The organism is Escherichia sp. HH41S (assembly GCF_009820115.1).
In the GTDB taxonomy this organism is placed as follows: Bacteria; Pseudomonadota; Gammaproteobacteria; order Enterobacterales; family Enterobacteriaceae; genus Escherichia; species Escherichia coli_F.
This window is the reverse complement of sequence record NZ_VNXE01000064.1, coordinates 113,452-133,227: the sequence shown is the minus strand read 5'-3', so window position 1 is coordinate 133,227 and position 19,776 is coordinate 113,452. Positions and strand designations below refer to the sequence as shown.

The window sequence follows — 19,776 nt, the reverse complement described above, 5'->3', positions numbered from 1 at the left end:
CTTAAACCACATCCGGCAGTTTATCGAGCAGCTTATCCAGAGTGATGGGATAATCCCGTACCCGAATACCGGTGGCGTTATACACCGCGTTGGCGATAGCCGCGCTCACGCCGCACAGGCCCAGCTCACCGACACCTTTGGCCTTCATCGGGGAGGAGATGGGGTCGGTATCATCCAGGAAAATCACCTCCTGTTTTGGGATATCCGCATGAACCGGCACCTCATACCCCGCCATATCGTGATTAACGAAGTAGCCCAAACGGTCATCTACCGCCAGCTCCTCCATCAGTGCCGCGCCCATGCCCATAGTCATCGCGCCAATGACCTGGCTGCGTGCAGTTTTCGGATTCAGAATGCGCCCCGCTGCGCACACGGCGAGCATACGCCGGACCCGAACTTCTCCCGTCGCGCTATGCACGCCGACCTCCACAAAATGCCCGGCAAAGGTCGATTGCTGGTACTCCTTGCTGAGAGTGCCGAACTCAATGCTCTCTTCCGCTGTCAGTCTGCCGCCTGCGGTGGCCTCATGTAGCGTGGCGCTTCGGGTACCGTTGGTAATCTTGCCGTCGGCAAACTGCGACTGCTCAGGATCAAACCCGACCGCCGAGGCAATCATTTCGCGAAGTTTCACACAGGCGGCGTAAACGCCGGAGGTGGAGGTATTCGCGCCCCATTGTCCACCAGAACCCGCAGAAACCGGGAAACTGGAATCGCCGAGGTGAACCGCAACCTGCTCCAGCGGTACGCCAAGCATTTCCGCTGCCGTCTGGGCCAGAATGGTGTAGCTGCCGGTGCCAATGTCGGTCATGTCCGTTTCTACGGTAACGGTGCCATTTTGTTCGAGGTGAACCCGAGCACCCGATTTTTCCAGCAGATTATTGCGAAAGCCCGCCGCAACACCGTGGCCGACTAGCCACTCCCCGTCGCGCACCTGTCCGGGTGTGGCGTTGCGCTGCTTCCAGCCAAATTTATCCGCTCCGGTGCGCAAGCACTCGATAAGCTGACGGCGAGAGAAGCGGCGCGTCGGGTCGGCGGGGTCAACCTGAGTGTCATTCAGGATGCGAAACTCGACGGGATCGATGCCCGCTTTTTCCGCCAGTTCGTCGATCGCGATTTCGAGCGCCATCAGACCGGGGGCTTCGCCGGGCGCACGCATGGCGTTCCCTTCCGGCAAATCAAGCGCGGCGAGCCGCAGGCCGGTATGACGGTTTGCCCCTGCGTAGAGTAATTCGCTTTGCTGTACCGCCGTTTCCGGCGTGCCGCCGGGCAGGTTTCCGGACCAGCTTTCATGTGAGATAGCGGTGATTTTCCCGCTCTGGTCGGCACCGATACGCAGGTGCTGAAGGGTGGCGGGGCGGTGCGTGGTGTTATTGGGAATAGTGGGGCGGGGGAGCATCACTTTAACCGGACGTTTCACCGCACGGGCGGCGAGGGCCGCCAGCAGCGCATCGCTTCTCAGGAATAGCTTGCCGCCAAACCCTCCGCCGATATACGGGGAGATAATACGCACATTCTCCACGGGCACTTTCAGCGTTTTTGCCAGATCGGTGCGGCACCAGTCAATCATCTGATTTGAGGTCCAGAGGGTAAGCTTATTTCCATCCCAGACGGCCATCGAGGCATGCGGCTCCATCGCCATATGGCTCTGGTCCGGGGTCGTGTATGTAGCATCAATTTTCACTGCAGCGGAGGTGAAAGCCCCGTCAAAGTCACCAACGTTTTTATCGGGCGTGTCTTCCGGCGGCTGACTGACGGCCTGTTTCTCGTCCGCCAGGGAGTAAGCTCCTTTATTACGGCGATAGTGCGCCTGCACCAGCGAGGCCGCCGCTCGCGCCTGTTCGAAGGTCTCGGCCACTACCAGCGCAATGGCCTGATGATAGTGCTCAATAGTGGGGCCGCCTAACAGCCTGGCGGTGTTTTTGTCGCCTTTGCCGAGTGCCCCAGCGTTACTGGCGGTAATGACAGCCAGTACGCCCGGCGCTTTTTGCGCGGCGTCCGTATCTAGGGCGGTGAGGCGTCCTTTGGCAATGGCGGAACCGACGATATAGCCATAGGCGGCGTTGGGGGCTTCTTCATGCCATTCGTAGGCGTAGCGTGCCGTGCCGGTAGTTTTCAGCGGTCCGTCGATGCGGTCATGGGGACGACCGACAACCTTCAGCTGATCGATCGGGTTTTCCCCTGCGGGTTTATCAAATTTCATGCCTGTGCCCTCGCTTCAGCCAGTACGGAGGCAAGCGTTCGCTTCGCCAACAGGAGTTTAAAGGTATTTTCAGCGGTGGGATGGGCGCTGGCGAACAGCGCGTCATACACGGCCTGCGCCCCCTGGGATAGCTGAGCATCCGCAGCCTCAATGCGCCAGGGCTTATGTGCTACTCCGCCCAGCGCGACGCGCCCGCTGCCGTCAGGCTGAATAATCGCCGCGACCGATACCAGGGCAAAGGCGTAGGAGGCGCGATCGCGCACCTTGCGGTAGATATGTTTTCCGCCGAGCGGCGGAGGTAACGTCACCGCAACGATAAGCTCACCGGGAAGCAGGGCGGTTTCAATGTGCGGCGTTTTCCCCGGTGGGTGATAAAAATCAGCCAGTGTGATACTGCGAGTTTTTCCCTCCGGCGTGATGGTTTCCACCACCGCATCCAGCAACCGCATTGCGACCGCCATATCGCTCGGATGGGTGGCAATGCAGGCTTCGCTTACGCCTACCACCGCGTGCTGACGGCTAAAGCCTTCAAGTGCCGCGCAGCCGCTCCCGGGCAGGCGCTTATTGCAGGGCTGATTGGTGTCGTAAAAATAGGGGCAGCGCGTGCGCTGGAGCAGATTACCTGCGGTGGTTGCCTGATTACGTAACTGACCAGACGCGCCAGCGAGCAGAGCGCGGGAGAGTACCGCGTAATCACGACGCACGCGCTCGTGAGCCGCCAGGTCGGTGTTCCGTACCAGTGCGCCGATGCGCAGCCCACCCGCGTCGGTCACTTCAATCTTATCGAGCCCGAGCCCGTTCACATCGATAAGGTGGGTTGGCGTTTCAATTTCCAGCTTCATCAGGTCCAGCAGATTGGTCCCGCCAGCGATAAATTTTGCGCCGGGTACGCGCTGAGCGCTAAGTGCCGCCTCGGCAGGGGTGTTCACACGTTCATAGGTAAACGCCTTCATGATTTTATCTCCCCCGCAGCGTCTTCAATGGCGGCAAGGATGTTAGCGTATGCACCACAGCGACAGATGTTGCCGCTCATACGTTCACGGATCTCATCGGCAGTTCTTTCTGGAGGGGAAACCAAATCGACCGTGACGTGACTGGGAATGCCGTCCTGAATCTCTTTTAGCACCGCTACTGATGAGCAAATTTGCCCGGAGGTGCAGTAGCCGCACTGGAAGCCATCATGCTTGATAAAGGCCGCCTGCATGGGGTGAAGATTCTCTGGTGAACCCAGGCCTTCAATGGTGGTGATCTCGGCCCCCTGATGCATGACTGCCAGCGTCAGGCAGGCATTAAGCCTGCGACCATTGACCAGCACGGTACAGGCTCCGCACTGTCCGTGATCGCAACCTTTCTTGGTACCGATCAGATGCAGATTTTCACGCAAAGCGTCCAGTAGCGTGGTTCGGGTATCCACCTCAAGCTGCTCGGTTTTGCCGTTCACCTTAAGTGTCAGGGGCATTATCTCTGGCGCGGGTGTAGCTGCCGGAACGCTTGCCGCAAGCGTAGAATGAGGATAAACCACGGCGGTCGCCGCCGTTGCGGCGCTCACTTTAATCAGATCGCGGCGGGTCAAACTAAAATCGTGCGGCTCGTGCTTCCCAACCCGATTATCTTCGGGGTATTCGCCTTGGTTGCTCATACCAGGCCTCCGGTATTCTAAAGGGGAAAATAAGAGTGCGTTGCGAGAGTGTTGATGCTTTTTTAAACGTTAAGCATAGTCGGTGAGAGCAGGAGGATTATTCTTAAAACGCGAATGCAGCTATGAGCCCGGCTAATTAATTCATATTCGCCGATGACGGGAGCTAGTTTATTGCTTTAGTTGTGCGATGCAAAAACCGATAAGGAAACCTGTGATTGTCAGCTCTGCATCACCCTGCAAATCGTTGTCACTTCTAACATAAAAATAGGGAGAAATGATGGTGCTTATATTAATTGGCGATTAGTCATCATTGCATTATACAAAACAATACAGTTCTTTACATTTATCTTGTTTTATGAATACTCCTGAAGAGGTGTACAACATAATGAAACAAACAGGGTAAATATGAATATATTTGAACAAACTCCACCGAACCGCAGACGTTATGGTCTTGCTGCATTCATTGGGCTAATTGCTGGCGTTGTTTCCGCATTTGTGAAGTGGGGGGCTGAAGTTCCATTGCCGCCACGTAGCCCGGTGGATATGTTTAATGCAGCGTGTGGCCCGGAATCATTAATCAGGGCTGCTGGGCAAATTGATTGCTCCCGTAATTTTCTCAATCCTCCGTATATTTTTCTTCGAGACTGGCTGGGGCTGACAGATCCCAATGCGGCTGTTTATACCTTTGCCGGGCATGTCTTTAACTGGGTTGGTGTTACGCACATTATCTTTTCGATAGTGTTTGCTGTCGGTTATTGTGTGGTCGCTGAAGTATTTCCAAAAATTAAACTCTGGCAGGGCTTACTGGCAGGTGCTTTAGCCCAACTTTTTGTTCATATGATTTCATTCCCTCTCATGGGACTGACGCCACCTCTGTTTGATCTCCCGTGGTATGAGAATGTTTCTGAAATTTTTGGACATTTAGTCTGGTTCTGGTCTATTGAAATTATTCGCAGAGATTTACGAAACAGAATTACTCATGAGCCAGACCCTGAGATCCCTTTAGGCTCAAACAGATAATGCATTGAATGATAAAAATGGCGCAAATACAGCGCCATTTTTATAGGTTAAAAACATTGTTTTTAACTTTCTGATGCAGATAGCCAGTGAGTACATCGCGCTACTTCAGGATGCTGTAGATCCGGAGAACACTATAGAGGAAGAGGCATTGTTGCTGGCAGATGGAAGAAGTTACGGGTTTTGTTATCCCTGAAAAACGAAGCCCCGCGATTATAGCTGGCGGGGCAGTGCAATTAATTATTGCATATTTATAACGGTGTCAGCCCGTATTTAGCTCTTGCACGATTGCAAGCCTCATTGACGACTCCGTTCTCACCAGACATGGCGAATTCTCTGCACGTGGACGATCGATTTTTATATATCGTGCAGCAGGCATTTTTGCCCGGTGTTCCTGCAAGGGCAATACATCGGGGGTTTTTCTGATTGGTACCGCTCATGCATCGGTGAAAAGGGGATATTTGTTCAGTGAGCCTGGCGGGAATGGTACCGCCAGCATCGTCGGCTTCGGCCCAGTAAAAAGAGACGCGGAAAAATGCACAACAGGCACCACACGTCATGCATGGATTCAGATTGCTCATAATTCACCAGTACAGCTATAAATCGTAAAGAGAACAGCGGTACATCGTATGTAAGAACGTACCGCGGTTGGCTGGGGAACTTTCGATAGTGTGAGTATTGAATGATTTCCAGCCGTTACCGATTTTACGTACTAATTCGTGAAGAAACCACTCGTTAGCAGGCTGCCTGGCACCTTTCCGTGTCTCCTGAACACTATGGTGTACATATGAGAAAGCCCATCGTTACAGGTGATATTGACGATCGCTTCCACATCATTTAAACGATTATTTGAGTCTCTGAGGTGGAATTCTTCCCTCGACCGATGGATAAGTCTTAGTCCGCCGAAGGGGGCTTAGCCGGACAGGAATCGCTAATCTTAATGAATTTGTCGTTATAGACCAGATAATGATTCCCCGGTTGACGTAACGCAGGCTGATGAACCACGTCTCCCGGACGTAGATACCAGGCATCGCCTTCCTCTTCGGTCGAATCACATCCTGGTTTAATCAGTAGCTTAAACCACGTGTTGCCGGTGTTACTTACCGTTCCTGTCACCTGGTCGAAGGACCATTTAAACTGAACCTGACGTGGTCGTACTACCAGAATGGTATCCATCACCACCACCGGCTCTGTGCTGACCTCACCGCCGGTTGGGCTACGTCTTGTCTGGTTGCGAGTGGGGACCTCGCGGAATGAGACCCGGTAGTAGCGCTCGCGGTTATCCTGTGGACCATGATAGTAAAATTTAAAATACTCGCTCTCACCAGCCTGCAACGCCAGCTGGCGGGGAGCGAAAAGCAGTTCACCATCCACCGGTCGAGTGCGCAATTCACTGCTGCCTGGACTATCGATGGCACTGATGGCAATACGGTATATCCGCGCGCTTTTGTTGTTATTCACTACACGTTTGCTGACAAAGTCAGTCTCGGACGGCAGTGAAAAAGTCAGATTGCCGACCGAAATCGCCTGTGTCAAAGGTGCCGCCAGCATACAGACCACTGTCAGCAGGGCCTTAGTTAATGTTACGCCACGTCGCCTGAACATGAATCTCTCCTGAAGCGCTGACTTCGCCAAACCAGCCGTTATCATCTACCGTACGCAGCGAAATGGCGTTATCCATTGGAATCGAAAATTTGACAGTGGTCTTATCCATCTGCCCCACTTCGCCAGAGATATCAGTCCACGGTGTGGTTAGCCACAGCGCATCGGTCATATCCCGCCAGCTATCATCGCACCCGGCATCGTAGGTTTTTGTAGCTCCGTTGCGGGTAATAAAGGAAAGCGTCGCCGGGAACGGTACTTTCGCCTTACCGTCATCGGAGCTGAAGACACAATAGGAGCGCCCGCCAATCACCTGCGCGGGTCCGGTCACCTTGATCAGCACTTCGTCGGCAGCTGTTTTACCGCTGGTGGTTACGATATAGCCGAAATCGAGTGCCGGTTCGCCGCTGCCGACATATCCCTCTCGCGACGGTGTCTGAGTATATTCATCGGAGATAATACTGATGCTGAAATCACGGGGTTTGATAATCAGCGTGTTGGAGGTAGAAAATTCATACCAGCCAGACTCCGGTGATGTGGTGTTCTGAAAGCGAAAGTTGAATAGATCTTTGGTGTTGATATCGCTGATCCCCAGGTTCACCATCTGCTTAAAGAAGTTGCTCGAGAAGAAAACATAGATCGAGTCTGCGCTCTTCATCTCGTTGAAGGTGTAGTAATAGGCGGTATTGCTCACCGGTTTCCATGAACTGCCATTCAGACTGAACTGCATATCGTACGCCCCGACGGCCGAGGCTAACGACGAGTTGGCGATCGCCGGGAATATATGGATTGAGGTGTTGCTGAGCCCGTTTGTTTGCAGGGTATAGTTAACCATCTTACAACTTAATCCTGAACGGCTGCCGATGGTTTGCGTCCGGCAGTCGGCGTTCCCTTCGCCCAGAGTCGGTACTCCGTCGCTGTTGATAAATACCTCCGCCAGCGAGTGGGTATTTATCAACCGCAAATTTGCTGCTTTCGTATGGGTGACGTTGCGAATATACCAGTTGCCGGAGGCCTGATCCTTACAGCGCGCGCCGCTGCTGGCGTCATAGTTCACTGAGGTTTGGCAGGCATTGATGGTCATCGTAAAGCTGCTGCCAACGGGCATTTGTTGCAGATACTGGTAAAACGCGTCTGACAACATGCCGTGCATCCACTTCGAGCCGCCGCTGGTCACCGTCGCGCCATAAAATCCACTGGCGTCGGTGGTTTGCGGCAGGATAAGACTGGTGGTCATATTACACCCTGCGTACCAGTTGATGCAGCGCAAGCCAGTTAAAGGAGATGAAACCGGCGAATTTTCCAGCCACATATCAAACTTCCAGTTGGTATAAAGGCCGGTGTTGTAACCGTTATCAATGTAGCCGAGGCTTTGTTGATAGATGGTTCCTGAGCCAGTGTATTTTAAACCGGTCCAGCGGTTAGCACCGGTCAGGCGCGGATCCAGCGCCCCGCCAGGCGTGACGAAAAAGTTGTCGTCTGAGTTGTTTTCGACAAACACAAACTCGCGTGCCGGTGCATCCGCCCAGATTGTTTTGCTCACTGCAGCTCTGAGCGCGGTTGCTGGCCAGAATAGCGCAAAGATTATCATCGCTATCAGTAGGTTAACTCTCATTCTCTTCTCCTGTCTGCGTCACCGCCGCCCACGATGACAGGCCGCTGCAGACCACATCACCGACCCAGACGGCACCGCGCGCCTGGTCGAGTTCCAGTGCCACTTCGCAGGTTTTATTGCCACTGTAGCGAAAATCGATAGTGGGGTATTTCTTATCCACGTCCATGACAAACTCGCCGTTTTCATCGGTTCGGGTTCGGCCGATATGGTTGTTAATCCGTGCGTTAGCCAGCAGTGTGCCGTCTTCTGCACGGATACGACCGGAGACGGTAACCATCTGCTTCACCTCTGGCTCAATGACGGCGACATTGCCTGGATAGAGGGTCAGATGGCTTTTGCGGCCGCTGACGATATCGTAGCTGTCGAGTGAGTTTTTGCTGTTCTGCAACTCCACCTCATATCTCCCATACGGAGAGAGCGGGAGGTAGTTGCGCTTGCCGTTAAGCGGGAAAATCCGTCCGTTGATTTTGGCGCTGATCTGACCGTCGTCCTCCAGCCCGGTATTGAATATCACCCCGGCGTTGCCATCAGTCCGCCCGCTGGCAGCAATGTTTTTACCCTGCCAGCCAACGCTGCCATTGGCAGTTAAGTTGGTATTGACGTAGCCGTCCGCCGCGCTATTGACGTTCAGCGTTCCGCTGGCGTAACGAGCGTCGAACTGTGCATACGCCCCACCGCTGAGGGTTTTGTCATCACCGGTATCGCCGGAGATGGCTCGTGACAGATTGGCACCAACAGTGCGAATGGTCCCTTCATCAAACTGCTTGCGTGCTGACAGGTTTGCCATGGTGTAGCCGTTTTGATGAGTCATCCCTGCGCTAAACCAGTTGCCCAGTGGTAGCGAGAGATCGAGAGCGATATATTTCCCTGTATTGGCGTTGCTGTCGCCGTTGTTATAGCGCTGAATACCGGCTCGCAGGCCAAGCGAACCAAAGGTACCGCTGTAGACATTTTGATAGTAATCTGCCGTGTAATAATGGCTGTTGTAACGGCGGTCATCATTGTAGCTGATGCTGAATGTGCCCAGCTTCGACCACAGTGAGTTCAGGTTGAGTGTGCCGCCGATTGCACGGTTGTCGGCATCGCTACGTCGCAATTGATTGCCAATGCGGGTTTTTTCCTGATTAACCCATAGCGAACTAAAGCCTCCCGGTAGTGTGGCGCTGATGCTGCCGATATTGCTCCATGAGCTGTCACTGGCCAGCATGTTTTGCAGGTTAACGTTGATTGCTCCCCCAAGCGGCAGCGTCAGACGGGTTTCACCCACTGCCTGATTATCGTACCCATATCCCGTTGCCGCCCAACTAAGCGTACTCAGTGAGCCGGAGGTCGAGGCTCCTGCTAGCCAACTCTCTTTAGCTGGTCGCGTCTTTTTCCCGTTTTCCGACCAGCGATCCATATGAAAGCTGCCGCCCCATATCTGCCACGCCAGCGGCGCACCGACGCCGCGCCCCCGGCTAAACAGCTTATTGACCCGCTGGGTGCGTTTGCTGATCACGCGACCGTTAACGATCACCTCAACTTCCACATCGTAAATACCGTACGGTAGACCCCGGGTATCCACTTCATGATTGCCCATGGTGAAGTTCTGAACGCTCAGTAACCGCCCATCACGGGTGAGATGTACTTCGCCCGCTGCAGGTAAAAAGGCGATCACTGGCGTGGCCGACTGGCTGCTGTCGAAGATGGTGGAGCTGGCCTGGTTTCCCCAGGAAAGGCCGTAAATCTTCCCTGCTGAAATGGCGGTCATCGGCCCTAAGGACTGCAAGTTCCAGGTGTCGAGCATTCCACCGGCAAATCGGTGACCAGCAAAATCGCGTTCATACATCGCTTTATATAATTCACTGTCCTGTTGACCGCTACCGATCCCATACAGCGAGCCGTCGAGCACCACATGATGTTCGCGCAGTGCTGTCACGTTATTTAGCGACAGATAGCTGGATGTATTGTTCCCGCCGTTACGCAACTGGTTGTTATAGATGCCGAAGTTATAGCTCAGGTTACTGCTGAGGGTGTTAACACTGGACTGCCCGATGTCTTCGCTACGTGAGCGTAGTACGGTGCCCAGTGCTTCGCGCTTGACCACCAGCTGCAGCAGCAGTTGGCGCAAGCTGAGATCCAACTGCGCGTTGTCAGTCAGGGGGATGGTAAGGGCCTCATTGAACGGGGCGTTGGCCAGAGTCATCAGTTGCTGTCGAGTTTGTTCGCTGACACTGGCGTTATCTTCACTCTCTTCCAGCTGTATTTTCCGGATGCGTAACTGTCCATCATCCAACCAGATAAAAGCGCTGCCGATTCGCTGATCGTCCTGGCGACCCTGGCTACCGGCAAGATGAATATAGAGCGGGACGCTCATGCCGTCCTGAAGCGCCTGACTGAAGGCCTGCGGAATAATCACCCCACCTATTTGCTGCGCGCTTATGTCAGCAGCGCTGGCATCGGGTTGAACGAACAAAAAGACCATGCCGAAGGCAAACTGGGCTTTCAGTCCTGGGGAGAACCGTCGTAAAGGCATTGTCGTTATCCATCTGCACAGCTATCTATTTCACGGGAATGAACTTATCACCCTGCCAAAGTGCAACCCGTCCTTTGTTATCCGCAGTGTCCACGCGGGTAAAACGACGCGACTTGCCCGGCATCAGGTAGTAGTTCTCTTTACACTCCTTACCATTGGCGGCTTTCAGGCAGGGGCCGTAGGCGAGGATCCGCAGCGTCGCATTTCCTGTATTTGTCAGGGAGCCGTTGGCGTACTGAAAGCGGTAGTTCGCCTGGCGGGGGGCGACGACCAGAATGGTGCCGATGCGGGCGGAAGCAGTGGCCACAGCGCTGCGGTTGGCATTATCGCGCTGCGCATCACTGAGGGCCTGATCAAACCAGACAATGCGGTAGTAGCGCTCTTTTTCATCTACTGGTCCCTTATAGAAGAAGCGGATCACTTCGCTGGCTTGGGCGGGTAGCAGCAAGCTGGCGGGAGTGAGTAGCAACTCATCCGGCTTGTCCATTGCGATAACCTGCCCGTCGTCAAGCGGTGAAGAGAGCCGTTCGAGACGGATATTGATGAGGCGACCACTGTCGGTACTGTTTTTGATTGTTTTGCTCAGCGTGCTGCTGTCACTGTTCATAAACGATGATATATCGCCGACATCCAGCGCCTGGGCCGGAGATATTCCGGCAAACAGCAGAGCGAGAGGCAGAAGGTGCTTTTTCATAACAATTCCGTCCAGGAATAAAGCAGGGGGCTACCCCTGCTGGTACATCAAAGAGATCAACTGGTCCAGGTAGCGTCGAACTGTACGCTAACGTCGCCGCTCCAGATGCCTTCCGGTAGAGTGCTGTAATCGGTTACTGCGGTGGTACCATTGGTGGTACCGCTGATGATGGAGAAGGTGAAACCATCCTGTGCGGTGGTACGATTGCTGGCATTGTAACCGTTAGCCAGCGGGCTAAGGTTGCCGCCCAGTACGCCGTTGGCGGTATCGATCATCACGGTATCGCCAGTTTTTTCGACTGCCGCGCCGTTATAATCCACGCCCACATTCAGTGTGGAACCTGAGGTATCCAACTGGGTTAAGGTGTTGGTGATAAGACGTGAGGTCAGTTTAAAGGCGGTAGCCGTTGAGTCACCCTCAATAGCCACGTCAAATAGACCTTTCTGTGAGTTAAAGCCTTTAATGCCTTCGGCATACTGGAACGCCAGACTACCGAGCGGCGTCACAACCAGCTTACTGGTGGTGTCTTTTTTGGCTGTTGCCGACCAGGTCGCTACAGCCTGAGCTGTTACGTCAGCAGCCTGCGCCACACCCATGCCGGTAAACACCGTTACCAGAGCTATTGCCAGAACCTTTTTTTTCATTGCTTTTCTTCCCGAGTTAAATTGAGGACATGATGTCCCTGTGAGTCATTTTTTAAAACTAACTTGCCTGGAGTTTACGGAACCAACTTATATATTTTTGAGTACAGCTTGGCCTCAGCATTACGCCGATGGGTATACACTGTCTTCACACTACAATTTTCAATTCTGGCAATCGATTTAGGCAGCATTCCCTGGGCCGTCATGCGGATAATTTCCATTTCCCGGTCAGTGATTTTATCTTTCTTAATATCTTTTTTGAGAAACCTGCCATTAATCACATAGGCCAATTCGTTTCTAATATCACGACTCAGCCCAGCGTATACCACGCCCCTAATATTGCTGTTGTAATACCAATAATTTGCTAAGGCTTCTGACTTTCTGGCCGCAATCAATACGACCTGTTTCCCCTTTACCGCGGATAACCATTCGTTATCACGGTTTATAAACTCAGTTAAAGAATCCGTATTGAGATTGATAAACACGAAATCTTTTCTAATTTTCTCCAGCGATAGATAAATTAATCTGTCGATATCCACAATCAGTTCAGAGAGTCCTTTATAGAAGTAGGCGTCATGGGGAGACCAGATGTATTTATCAGAACGGTTTTGATATTCCATATGGTTTTTAACCTCATAGTCCCTGCTGTAATCATTTTGCCATGTCACTACTTTCCAAACCTGTAATTTTTACAGGTACATTCAGTGTTGTTAGTAAATCGGAAGTAAATAAGATACGTAGCACATATCAATATAGGTTAAACGAGATTAAGTTTTAATTATTTTCGATTGGGCTTAAATTTATGTTTTTTTCCTGATGAGTGTCAATATGTGAACAGAAAAGGAATTCCATGGTTAAGTCAATATTTACTAAAAATGAAAATATTGCTTTTTTGATAAGAAGAAAAAGACATTCAGTTTCATAAGGTTATTGGCAATATAACGTTCAATTCTTACTTGCATTTTATATTAGCCAGGAACTTTGCCCTGAGGTGTTAGGAATAGTCTTAATGTGTTGTGTAATGGACTAGTAAAAAAACAAGTTTGAATGATAAGAAATAGAATATAAAACTATCATGAGTCATAATTAAAGATGATTTGCCAATCGGTAAGGTGTTTTAATGGATTAACATGCCGCACAAAATGGTTATGGGTGTTCATCCCAATAAGTGATGAAAAATTAAACAGGTGTAAGTACGTCATCTGTCCGGTAAGCCCCCTAAGAGCCAAATTAAGTGAAGTTAAACGAAGACTGCCAGTTGTCACAGGAACGATGGCCTCTTTGCCAGGGCACTGCGTTCAGTCATCTGTGCGCGTTACTCTAACTGGCACTCGAACGTCGGCGATGGGGTTACCGATGGATCAGGCCGTTCCTGTGGCGTAAACGTTTTTATGTCAGTACCAACAGATTTACCACATTTATCATCTTAATAGTTTGAGTGTAAATGCAGGCTGCGTCGCAAAGGGAGGAAACTGAGTGGCGTGTTCAGACTAAAATAGAGTTGATGCCAGCATACAGGGCGCAGCTGGTCAACAAGTCATCATTAATATAATGGAATATTCGGAGAGAAACGTCAGGCAGTTGACCTTAAATGAACAGGAAGATACATCCCCAGAAAAATTAATGCTGGTGTAATAAATACACCAACATTAATCCGGTATGATTATTAATCAGACAAATATCGTTAATTCGTCGAATTTTGAATCAACGTTTTTTCTTACGACCCTGAACGGCCTTAAAACGTGGATTAGATTTACAAATCACATACAGCCGTCCTTTTCGCTTCACAATCTGACAGTCTGGATGGCGTTCTTTTGCGGTACGCAGAGAGTTAAGGACTTTCATCATGCCCCCTTTTTCGTGCTAACAAAACGACCAAAACGTTGGGTGAACCGTGCAACATTTCCTTCTGATGCCACTGTTCTCAGCTTCCCTGTATAGAACGGGTGCGATTTCGAAGAGACATCAATTGTTACGTACGGATACGTTACGCCATCCAGCTCAATCTCACGGTCTGTTTTGATAGTCGAGCCGATTTTAAAGTACTCATCAACACTGGTGTCATGGAACACCACAGTACGATACTCAGGATGGATATTGGGTTTCATCATTTTTACCTGTTATGTTATAACATAACAGGTAAAGATACATGCTCATCCGGATCATTTCAACACCCAATTCCTGTGACCATTTGTGGTATGTGGAATTTCGGCAACGGGGAAGTCTGGCATTGTTAGCAGCCATTGGCGACGCTCCCATAAACGCCTGGATGAGTGATTGATGATGGTTTCGCTGAGAGTATGAATTTTTCGAGAATGGAGGCTATCTCCACTTTACTGGCCGATGATTTATCGCAGTTTGATTGATTACCTGACAGCGTGTATTCCTCCCCCACGGATATAATAATTACTTAAAAAAAAGGGAGAGGATGCATATTTTAAATATCACTGAAGTGAACAGTTTATTGCCGTTATTAATAGAAATGGAGAAATAAATAGGCGTATTCTACAATTGCGACAAAAACAACGATATTAATCAGTTTATGACTGATTTGCTGTACTTTATTCTCTTTCATTGGTACTTCCTCGCTTTAAAAAAGAGTGCACTTCGTAAGTGCCCTTATATAAATAACGAGTTTGGTCAACCAATTTTTTGACATGTATCACAAATTTGAATAGATGTATTACATCGGCTATCTTTTATTGCCCCAACGTCATTGATATATGTCGCCTGAAGTCAGTCCGGGAATGAGTCTGATCTCAAAACTGGCCCAGCCCTGGCGTTGATTGGCGCTGAGGAGCATACCTCATCTCATCATAATGTCGTATCTCCTGGGGTGTTATACAAGATATCGTTGTTGGTAACCTGGGAAAGGAATTGAGTTCTATTAAACCGTCAAGTATGCCGGATACATACTGGATTACACAGCAGGCACGCTTTATGAGAGAACGTGCCGCAGTGACGGGTTAATTATCTGAAAGAATTTGCGAGGCTGTATCGGATACTCATTGGTTTGATAGTTTTACTCTCGGGAGAGTAATAGATATTTAATCCATTAACGGAAACCAGCCAGTTCCTTTCGATGCCTGAATTTGATCCCATAGTTTATCCGGAATGGTTAATTCAGGAACGCGTTGTGGATTAAGGGCTGTTTGAATTTCATGACTTCTACCTGATTCAGCTAAAGTCACCCATTCTGGATTTATCACCAGCCCTTTACCGATCGCAACAAGTGGCAGGCCAGCGGAAATTGCTTCTTGAGCCTGAGACGGTGTGCGTATTTTACCTGCAGCGATTACCGGCACTCTGCCTGCAATATGATTTAAAATCAATTCAATAGTTCGGGGGCCATTTGGCGACTCAACAGGGTAGCTATCGTTAATACTGACCAGCGAGGTATGTATATACGAAATACCGGATGAAATGAGCCGATCAAGGAGTTTATAAGTATCCTCTATCCGCAGCCCCCCTGTTGCAGATTCTTCAGGAGATATTCTGTAACCGATGGCAAAGGGCTTTGTCGCATATTCATAGACTACATTTTTTACTTCCTGTAATACGGCCAGCGGGAAGCGCATACGTCCTTCGAGATCTCCTCCCCATCGGTCATTACGCTGGTTAAATAGAGGGGAGAAGAAATTCTGTAGAAGGAATCCGTGCGCACCATGAAGTTCAATGCCATCAAAACCTGCTTTAATCGCCCTTTTTGTGACATCTCCGAATGCTCTAATGGTTTCCTGAATTTCGTTTTCAGTCATTTCCCTGCTTTGTACCACACTCTTCATAAAGTCACCAGATTTTACGCTTGATGCGCTGGCACTAATAACATCGTTATTTGGTACAAGCTCCGGGATGGCTTTATTACCGGCGTGGAAAATCTGCAAAATAGCCGGAGCACCCCCACTTTGGGCTGCCGCTGCTAACTTTTCAAGGCTGTTAATGAAACGGTCGTCATATGCGGCAAATTCATGAGTAAACCCAATGCCGCTTGGCGTGACATAGGTACATCCTGTTATTACTAAACCAACATTTTGTGAGCGGCGTTTATAAAATTCGAGTTCTTGCTCAGAGATGGTTCCATCAGGATTCGCTGACCAGGTCGTCATAGGGGCCATAACGATACGATTACGTAGCTTTATTTTTTCTGTCAGCATAAAAGGAGAAAACAATGATGGGTGTTTATTTGTCATAACAATACCTCAAATGTTTATCTGATTTTAATGCGTATAATCTTAATAAGTTGAGTTGCTACTTTTTGATGCTTTTTTCCTTTAATAGAATTCTTTTTGAGTAATTTTATTATTGTCGTGTAGTCAATAAAGGATAAATCTCAGGGAGATAATGAATCTCCCTGCAAGGTTATTACAAATGTGTTTTGTAAAAAGGAATTAATTTATCGAGCGCCTGTTTCACAGGTTCTGGCTTATCATACAGGTCGTAATGTGAATAACCTTCAACCACGACCAACTCTTTATGTTTTGAGGCAGCGCGGCCAATAATTTCGCAGCCGTCACGATAGGCACCAAAAGCGCCCACTCTATCGCCCACTACAACCATTAGTGGTTGAGTTAACAGGACTTCTGCAAGATGAAAAGCATCCCAGCCCACGGCAACAGTCTGATGTGAAAATAGCGAACGATTTCCCCCATTAGGCGCACAGCCTCGTGGCGAACGATAATATTCTGTTGCTTCAAAAAGGTCTATTTCTGTTAATCCCGCTTCAAGAGCTGCTTCCGGAGAAGAGGGGAGTAAATCATCTACGCGAAGTTTTGCGCCGTTAGCTTCGTCTGTTCTTTGTTGCGCCATTGCTTCGAGTGCTCCGATAGGATTAAACGCTGTAAATCCCTCACGCATAAGACGCCCGTAGTTTGCACCCGTGACAGTACCAATAGCTTTAATTCGACGTTCTGTCATTGCGGCATTAATGGCATATCCACCTCCACCACAAATACCCAGTACACCAATACGCCCGGCATCAACGTAAGGTAAGGTGGTAAGGTAATCAACGACAATGCTGAAGTCTTTTACTCGCATTGTTGGATCTTCCAGATAACGCGGTTCTCCACCGCTGCTTCCCTGAAAACTGGCATCAAAAGCAATGACGATAAAGCCAGCTTTTGCCAGGGCGGCACCATACACACTACCCGATGTCTGTTCTTTGCAGCTTCCAATTGGATGGGCGCTGATAATGGCAGGATACTTTTTTTCACTATTAAAATCGTCAGGGAAATAGATATCAGCAGCTATATCCCAGTAAGTGTGTTTTATCGAAACAGTTTTCATTTCAAGCTCCGGGGATTTGCCTAAACAGATTTAAATATCATTTCTATTATCCGCAACTGGCATTTGTGTTCATATCGAGAACGGCGTAATAGTATGACTTGTATTGGTTATCATCAATGGTCTAATATCTATCACAGTGTTAAGTTAAGGTTTACAATGATGAAAATAGAGCCTTCAATTTTGCCTTCTCTTGCCTGGTTTGCGCTGATTGTTCGTGCCGGCAGTTTTTCCAGAGCCGCTTCTGAAATGGGTATTACGCGGGCCGCATTGTCCCAGAATTTAAAATCTCTTGAGGAACGTCTTAACACCAAGCTGATATACCGTACGACCCGCAATATGTCGCTTACTGAGGAAGGACAGCGTCTGTATGAAGTGCTGGTGTCGGCTTTGGGGCAAATTGATGATGCTTTGAAAGATGTTGGTGATACCCAACTTGAACCTACAGGCCTGTTGAGAATAAATTCCTCCCGTGTTGCAGCACGGATGCTTGTTGAACCTCATATTGGCGAGTTTCTTACTCGTTACCCCAAAACAAAGATAGAACTCATTATGGATGACGGTTTATCTAACATTATTGCGGACGGCTGTGATGTGGGCATACGTCTTGAGCAAGGACTGGATGAGCATATGACTGCCGTTCCTGTTTCTCCGCTTATTAAACTGGTTACTGTGGCATCGCCAGATTATTTAAAAGAACACGGTATTCCTGAAACGCCTCAGGAACTGAGTAACCATAATTGCCTTCGGTTGCGGCATAAAAGTAGCGGTGCACTCTCTGCATGGGAGTTTTCTAATGTTGTGGGGGGTAATGAAGAGTTCGAAATAGAGGTTTCAGGTAAGTATATTTCTAATGATGACGAAAGCATGATACGAATGGCGCTGAATGGAACGGGTATCATTCAACATCTGGATTTTGCAATCGCTGAACATATCAATGCGGGCAAGTTACAGCCGATTCTTGAGGATTGGGCTGTTTCATTTCCTGGATTTTATATTTATGTTTCATCACGGGTGAGAATGCCCTCTAAAGTTCGTGCTTTTATTGATTTTATGGTGGAGAAAAGAGTAAAACTCGAAAATTGATGATATGTGTAATTGATGGTTGCTCTGGGCGAATATCGGTAAGAGGAATAACGTAATCATTAGGACGCGTTTACATAATAAACTTTCTGATAATTAATACTTATTTTCTATACGGCCATAATATCAATTATCATTATCACCAGTAATGTGGCTAAAATAATAGTATCTATGGCCGCTACGGTTAACGGTGGTTATTTTGGGAGGCGTTAACACGTAGCGGCTTGTAGTTGTAAGTCTTGAACAGGTACAAAGCCTGAAAATCAGGAGGATATCGCTATCAAACTTCCTTTATTTCTTCTCGCAGTTTCGCATCTTATAGAAGAATCCTGTATTTCCATCTTCCACGATGAAGCGATCGTTAAAAGTTGGACGACGAATAAATGTCACTCCACCTATTGTTGCTTTTTGTTTTATACCATCATCAACATTTTCCAGATCTGGAGAGTACAATTGATCTCCATTTGGCATTTGAACGATGAAATTGTTTCCATTATCGAGAACTGTTGCGGATTTTGACAGAATTTGAGTAGCGGTATCCAGGCTGGAAATCCTAATGTCACAAACATATTTGCCTGGCCCCAGATCTTCTTCTGCAAATACAGGTAAGGAAAATAATGCAAATGCGAGGATGAGATTCTTATTCATGCAAACTCCAGGAAGATCAATAAAAGCAATATGTTACATAAAGAGCACGTAAATGAAAAGAGCGATTGGTTAATGAGTAATGCTATTAATCCCCGCATGGCCTATTTTTCATTGGCTGCGGTGTTGAACCTCATTGAATATGGGCAAGACTCTGACTGAGCGACCGACGTAAATAGGTAGATGCATAATCGCTTACCGCCCTGTAACCGCAAACGGTGCCCAGGCTTCTGGCTGAATGCCACGACTTTGCATCCAGGGAACGGCCTGTAGCTGCTGATTGAAAGGGTTAACTTCAACCTGGTTTACCGCCGGAACGACGTTATTAAAAGCGATAAGGTCAGCCAGTCGGTCAGGATGGAAGTTACTTACGCCAATAGCGCGAATTTTACCGGCCTGTTGCAGCTCTTCCATGGCACGCCAGGCTCCGTGGACATCGCCATATGGCTGGTGAATCAAGTACAGGTCAACGTAATCAAGTTGCAGTCGATTCAGAGAGCGTTCGAACTGGGCTTTGGCCCCTTCGTAACTGGTATCCTGCAACCAGAGTTTCGTGGTGACAAAGAGTTCGTTACGGGCGATACCGCTTTGTTTCAGTGCGTTCCCGACCTGGGTTTCATTTTGATAGGAGGCGGCGGTGTCAATCAGTCGATAACCGGTGTTAATAGCGTCAATGACCGCTCTTTCGCATTCAGCGGCATCGGTCATCTGAAATACACCAAAGCCCAACAGGGGCATTTCAATACCGTTGTTCAGTTTTACTTTTTGCATGGTGTTATCCTTCCGTTATCGTTCATGAGAAGCATAACGTAAAGGGAAAAGCTCGATTAGACGGCAGGATTTGT

18 protein-coding genes and 2 pseudogenes are annotated in these 19,776 nt (G+C 49.2%); 3 read left to right on the top strand and 17 right to left on the bottom strand.

The window, feature by feature from the left end; translation table 11 throughout:
- Position 1 precedes the first annotated feature (1 nt).
- From paoC to paoA, 3 genes are read right to left on the bottom strand one after another with little or no spacing between them, the layout of a single operon-like run.
- On the bottom strand, positions 2-2,200 hold the full coding sequence (gene paoC, locus FQZ95_RS12670; protein WP_000667032.1) for an aldehyde oxidoreductase molybdenum-binding subunit PaoC: 2,199 nt from the start codon (positions 2,198-2,200) through the stop codon (positions 2-4).
- Positions 2,197-3,153: an aldehyde oxidoreductase FAD-binding subunit PaoB gene (paoB, locus tag FQZ95_RS12665; protein ID WP_000643332.1), complete on the bottom strand. Its 957-nt coding sequence runs from the start codon at positions 3,151-3,153 to the stop codon at positions 2,197-2,199. Before paoB ends, paoC begins: the two co-directional genes overlap by 4 nt.
- On the bottom strand, positions 3,150-3,839 hold the full coding sequence (gene paoA / locus FQZ95_RS12660; protein ID WP_000070682.1) for an aldehyde dehydrogenase iron-sulfur subunit PaoA: 690 nt from the start codon (positions 3,837-3,839) through the stop codon (positions 3,150-3,152). Before paoA ends, paoB begins: the two co-directional genes overlap by 4 nt.
- A gap of 405 nt (positions 3,840-4,244) precedes the next feature.
- On the opposite strand from paoA, the gene FQZ95_RS12655 reads away from it, so the two are divergent.
- The gene (locus FQZ95_RS12655; RefSeq protein ID WP_001019920.1) at positions 4,245-4,859 is read left to right on the top strand and encodes a YagU family protein; all 615 of its coding nucleotides are present in this window, start codon (positions 4,245-4,247) and stop codon (positions 4,857-4,859) included.
- 248 nt (positions 4,860-5,107) lie between these two features.
- Here FQZ95_RS12655 and FQZ95_RS12650 read toward each other — a convergent pair whose 3' ends face one another.
- The 7 genes from FQZ95_RS12650 to ecpR form a co-directional block, all read right to left on the bottom strand.
- Entirely contained in the window at positions 5,108-5,437 is a 330-nt protein-coding gene (locus FQZ95_RS12650; protein ID WP_001303809.1) for a YkgJ family cysteine cluster protein, read from the bottom strand.
- 313 nt (positions 5,438-5,750) lie between these two features.
- Entirely contained in the window at positions 5,751-6,461 is a 711-nt protein-coding gene (gene ecpE / locus FQZ95_RS12645; RefSeq protein ID WP_032183326.1) for a fimbrial chaperone EcpE, read from the bottom strand.
- Entirely contained in the window at positions 6,430-8,073 is a 1,644-nt protein-coding gene (gene ecpD, locus FQZ95_RS12640; protein WP_032183327.1) for a fimbrial adhesin EcpD, read from the bottom strand. The genes ecpE and ecpD overlap by 32 nt, the downstream gene beginning before the upstream one ends.
- Positions 8,063-10,588: a fimbrial usher EcpC gene (ecpC, locus tag FQZ95_RS12635; protein WP_032183328.1), complete on the bottom strand. Its 2,526-nt coding sequence runs from the start codon at positions 10,586-10,588 to the stop codon at positions 8,063-8,065. The genes ecpD and ecpC overlap by 11 nt, the downstream gene beginning before the upstream one ends.
- A gap of 25 nt (positions 10,589-10,613) precedes the next feature.
- Entirely contained in the window at positions 10,614-11,282 is a 669-nt protein-coding gene (ecpB, locus tag FQZ95_RS12630) for a fimbrial chaperone EcpB (RefSeq protein WP_000716391.1), read from the bottom strand.
- A 56-nt stretch (positions 11,283-11,338) separates the two neighbouring features.
- Complete coding sequence (gene ecpA / locus FQZ95_RS12625) at positions 11,339-11,926, bottom strand: common pilus major fimbrillin subunit EcpA (protein ID WP_000730972.1); 588 nt, start codon at positions 11,924-11,926, stop codon at positions 11,339-11,341.
- Positions 11,927-12,000: 74 nt separating this feature from the next.
- Positions 12,001-12,543, bottom strand: coding sequence for an ECP biosynthesis operon DNA-binding transcriptional regulator EcpR (gene ecpR / locus FQZ95_RS12620; RefSeq protein WP_024166199.1), 543 nt, complete (start codon positions 12,541-12,543; stop codon positions 12,001-12,003).
- Positions 12,544-13,367: 824 nt separating this feature from the next.
- Here ecpR and FQZ95_RS12615 point away from each other — a divergent pair.
- Positions 13,368-13,558 (top strand): annotated as a pseudogene (locus FQZ95_RS12615) (hypothetical protein).
- 69 nt (positions 13,559-13,627) lie between these two features.
- Here FQZ95_RS12615 and ykgO read toward each other — a convergent pair.
- From ykgO to FQZ95_RS12590, 5 genes are all read right to left on the bottom strand, one after another.
- A complete protein-coding gene (gene ykgO / locus FQZ95_RS12610) occupies positions 13,628-13,768 on the bottom strand; it encodes a type B 50S ribosomal protein L36 (RefSeq protein ID WP_000866436.1) in 141 nt (46 codons plus the stop codon).
- On the bottom strand, positions 13,768-14,031 hold the full coding sequence (locus FQZ95_RS12605; RefSeq protein WP_000803998.1) for a type B 50S ribosomal protein L31: 264 nt from the start codon (positions 14,029-14,031) through the stop codon (positions 13,768-13,770). Before FQZ95_RS12605 ends, ykgO begins: the two co-directional genes overlap by 1 nt.
- Before the next feature lie 365 nt (positions 14,032-14,396).
- Positions 14,397-14,498, bottom strand: a complete 102-nt coding sequence (gene ykgR / locus FQZ95_RS12600; protein ID WP_000662258.1) for a small membrane protein YkgR — start codon at positions 14,496-14,498, stop codon at positions 14,397-14,399.
- Between the two features lie 472 nt (positions 14,499-14,970).
- Entirely contained in the window at positions 14,971-16,113 is a 1,143-nt protein-coding gene (locus tag FQZ95_RS12595; protein ID WP_160530265.1) for an NADH-dependent flavin oxidoreductase, read from the bottom strand.
- A 172-nt stretch (positions 16,114-16,285) separates the two neighbouring features.
- Positions 16,286-17,206: an alpha/beta hydrolase gene (locus tag FQZ95_RS12590; RefSeq protein WP_160530264.1), complete on the bottom strand. Its 921-nt coding sequence runs from the start codon at positions 17,204-17,206 to the stop codon at positions 16,286-16,288.
- A 156-nt stretch (positions 17,207-17,362) separates the two neighbouring features.
- Between FQZ95_RS12590 and FQZ95_RS12585 the strand changes: the two genes are divergently transcribed.
- Positions 17,363-18,289, top strand: coding sequence for a LysR family transcriptional regulator (locus FQZ95_RS12585; RefSeq protein ID WP_001307603.1), 927 nt, complete (start codon positions 17,363-17,365; stop codon positions 18,287-18,289).
- Positions 18,290-18,577: 288 nt separating this feature from the next.
- On the opposite strand, the gene FQZ95_RS12580 is transcribed toward FQZ95_RS12585, so the two are convergent.
- Together FQZ95_RS12580 and FQZ95_RS12575 are read right to left on the bottom strand one after the other, a co-directional pair.
- Positions 18,578-18,934, bottom strand: a complete 357-nt coding sequence (locus tag FQZ95_RS12580; RefSeq protein WP_001038968.1) for a hypothetical protein — start codon at positions 18,932-18,934, stop codon at positions 18,578-18,580.
- 207 nt (positions 18,935-19,141) lie between these two features.
- Positions 19,142-19,702 (bottom strand): annotated as a pseudogene (locus tag FQZ95_RS12575) (aldo/keto reductase); the annotation flags it as partial.
- Between the last annotated feature and the right edge of the window lie 74 nt (positions 19,703-19,776).

Bases quoted from the DNA above. Each gene is read 5' to 3' on its own strand.
- paoC (WP_000667032.1), bottom strand. From the start codon at position 2,200: ATGAAATTTGATAAACCCGCAGGGGAAAACCCGATCGATCAGCTGAAG.
- paoB (WP_000643332.1), bottom strand. From the start codon at position 3,153: ATGAAGGCGTTTACCTATGAACGTGTGAACACCCCTGCCGAGGCGGCA.
- paoA (WP_000070682.1), bottom strand. From the start codon at position 3,839: ATGAGCAACCAAGGCGAATACCCCGAAGATAATCGGGTTGGGAAGCAC.
- FQZ95_RS12655 (WP_001019920.1), top strand. From the start codon at position 4,245: ATGAATATATTTGAACAAACTCCACCGAACCGCAGACGTTATGGTCTT.
- FQZ95_RS12650 (WP_001303809.1), bottom strand. From the start codon at position 5,437: ATGAGCAATCTGAATCCATGCATGACGTGTGGTGCCTGTTGTGCATTT.
- ecpE (WP_032183326.1), bottom strand. From the start codon at position 6,461: ATGTTCAGGCGACGTGGCGTAACATTAACTAAGGCCCTGCTGACAGTG.
- ecpD (WP_032183327.1), bottom strand. From the start codon at position 8,073: ATGAGAGTTAACCTACTGATAGCGATGATAATCTTTGCGCTATTCTGG.
- ecpC (WP_032183328.1), bottom strand. From the start codon at position 10,588: ATGCCTTTACGACGGTTCTCCCCAGGACTGAAAGCCCAGTTTGCCTTC.
- ecpB (WP_000716391.1), bottom strand. From the start codon at position 11,282: ATGAAAAAGCACCTTCTGCCTCTCGCTCTGCTGTTTGCCGGAATATCT.
- ecpA (WP_000730972.1), bottom strand. From the start codon at position 11,926: ATGAAAAAAAAGGTTCTGGCAATAGCTCTGGTAACGGTGTTTACCGGC.
- ecpR (WP_024166199.1), bottom strand. From the start codon at position 12,543: ATGGAATATCAAAACCGTTCTGATAAATACATCTGGTCTCCCCATGAC.
- ykgO (WP_000866436.1), bottom strand. From the start codon at position 13,768: ATGAAAGTCCTTAACTCTCTGCGTACCGCAAAAGAACGCCATCCAGAC.
- FQZ95_RS12605 (WP_000803998.1), bottom strand. From the start codon at position 14,031: ATGAAACCCAATATCCATCCTGAGTATCGTACTGTGGTGTTCCATGAC.
- ykgR (WP_000662258.1), bottom strand. From the start codon at position 14,498: ATGAAAGAGAATAAAGTACAGCAAATCAGTCATAAACTGATTAATATC.
- FQZ95_RS12595 (WP_160530265.1), bottom strand. From the start codon at position 16,113: ATGACAAATAAACACCCATCATTGTTTTCTCCTTTTATGCTGACAGAA.
- FQZ95_RS12590 (WP_160530264.1), bottom strand. From the start codon at position 17,206: ATGAAAACTGTTTCGATAAAACACACTTACTGGGATATAGCTGCTGAT.
- FQZ95_RS12585 (WP_001307603.1), top strand. From the start codon at position 17,363: ATGATGAAAATAGAGCCTTCAATTTTGCCTTCTCTTGCCTGGTTTGCG.
- FQZ95_RS12580 (WP_001038968.1), bottom strand. From the start codon at position 18,934: ATGAATAAGAATCTCATCCTCGCATTTGCATTATTTTCCTTACCTGTA.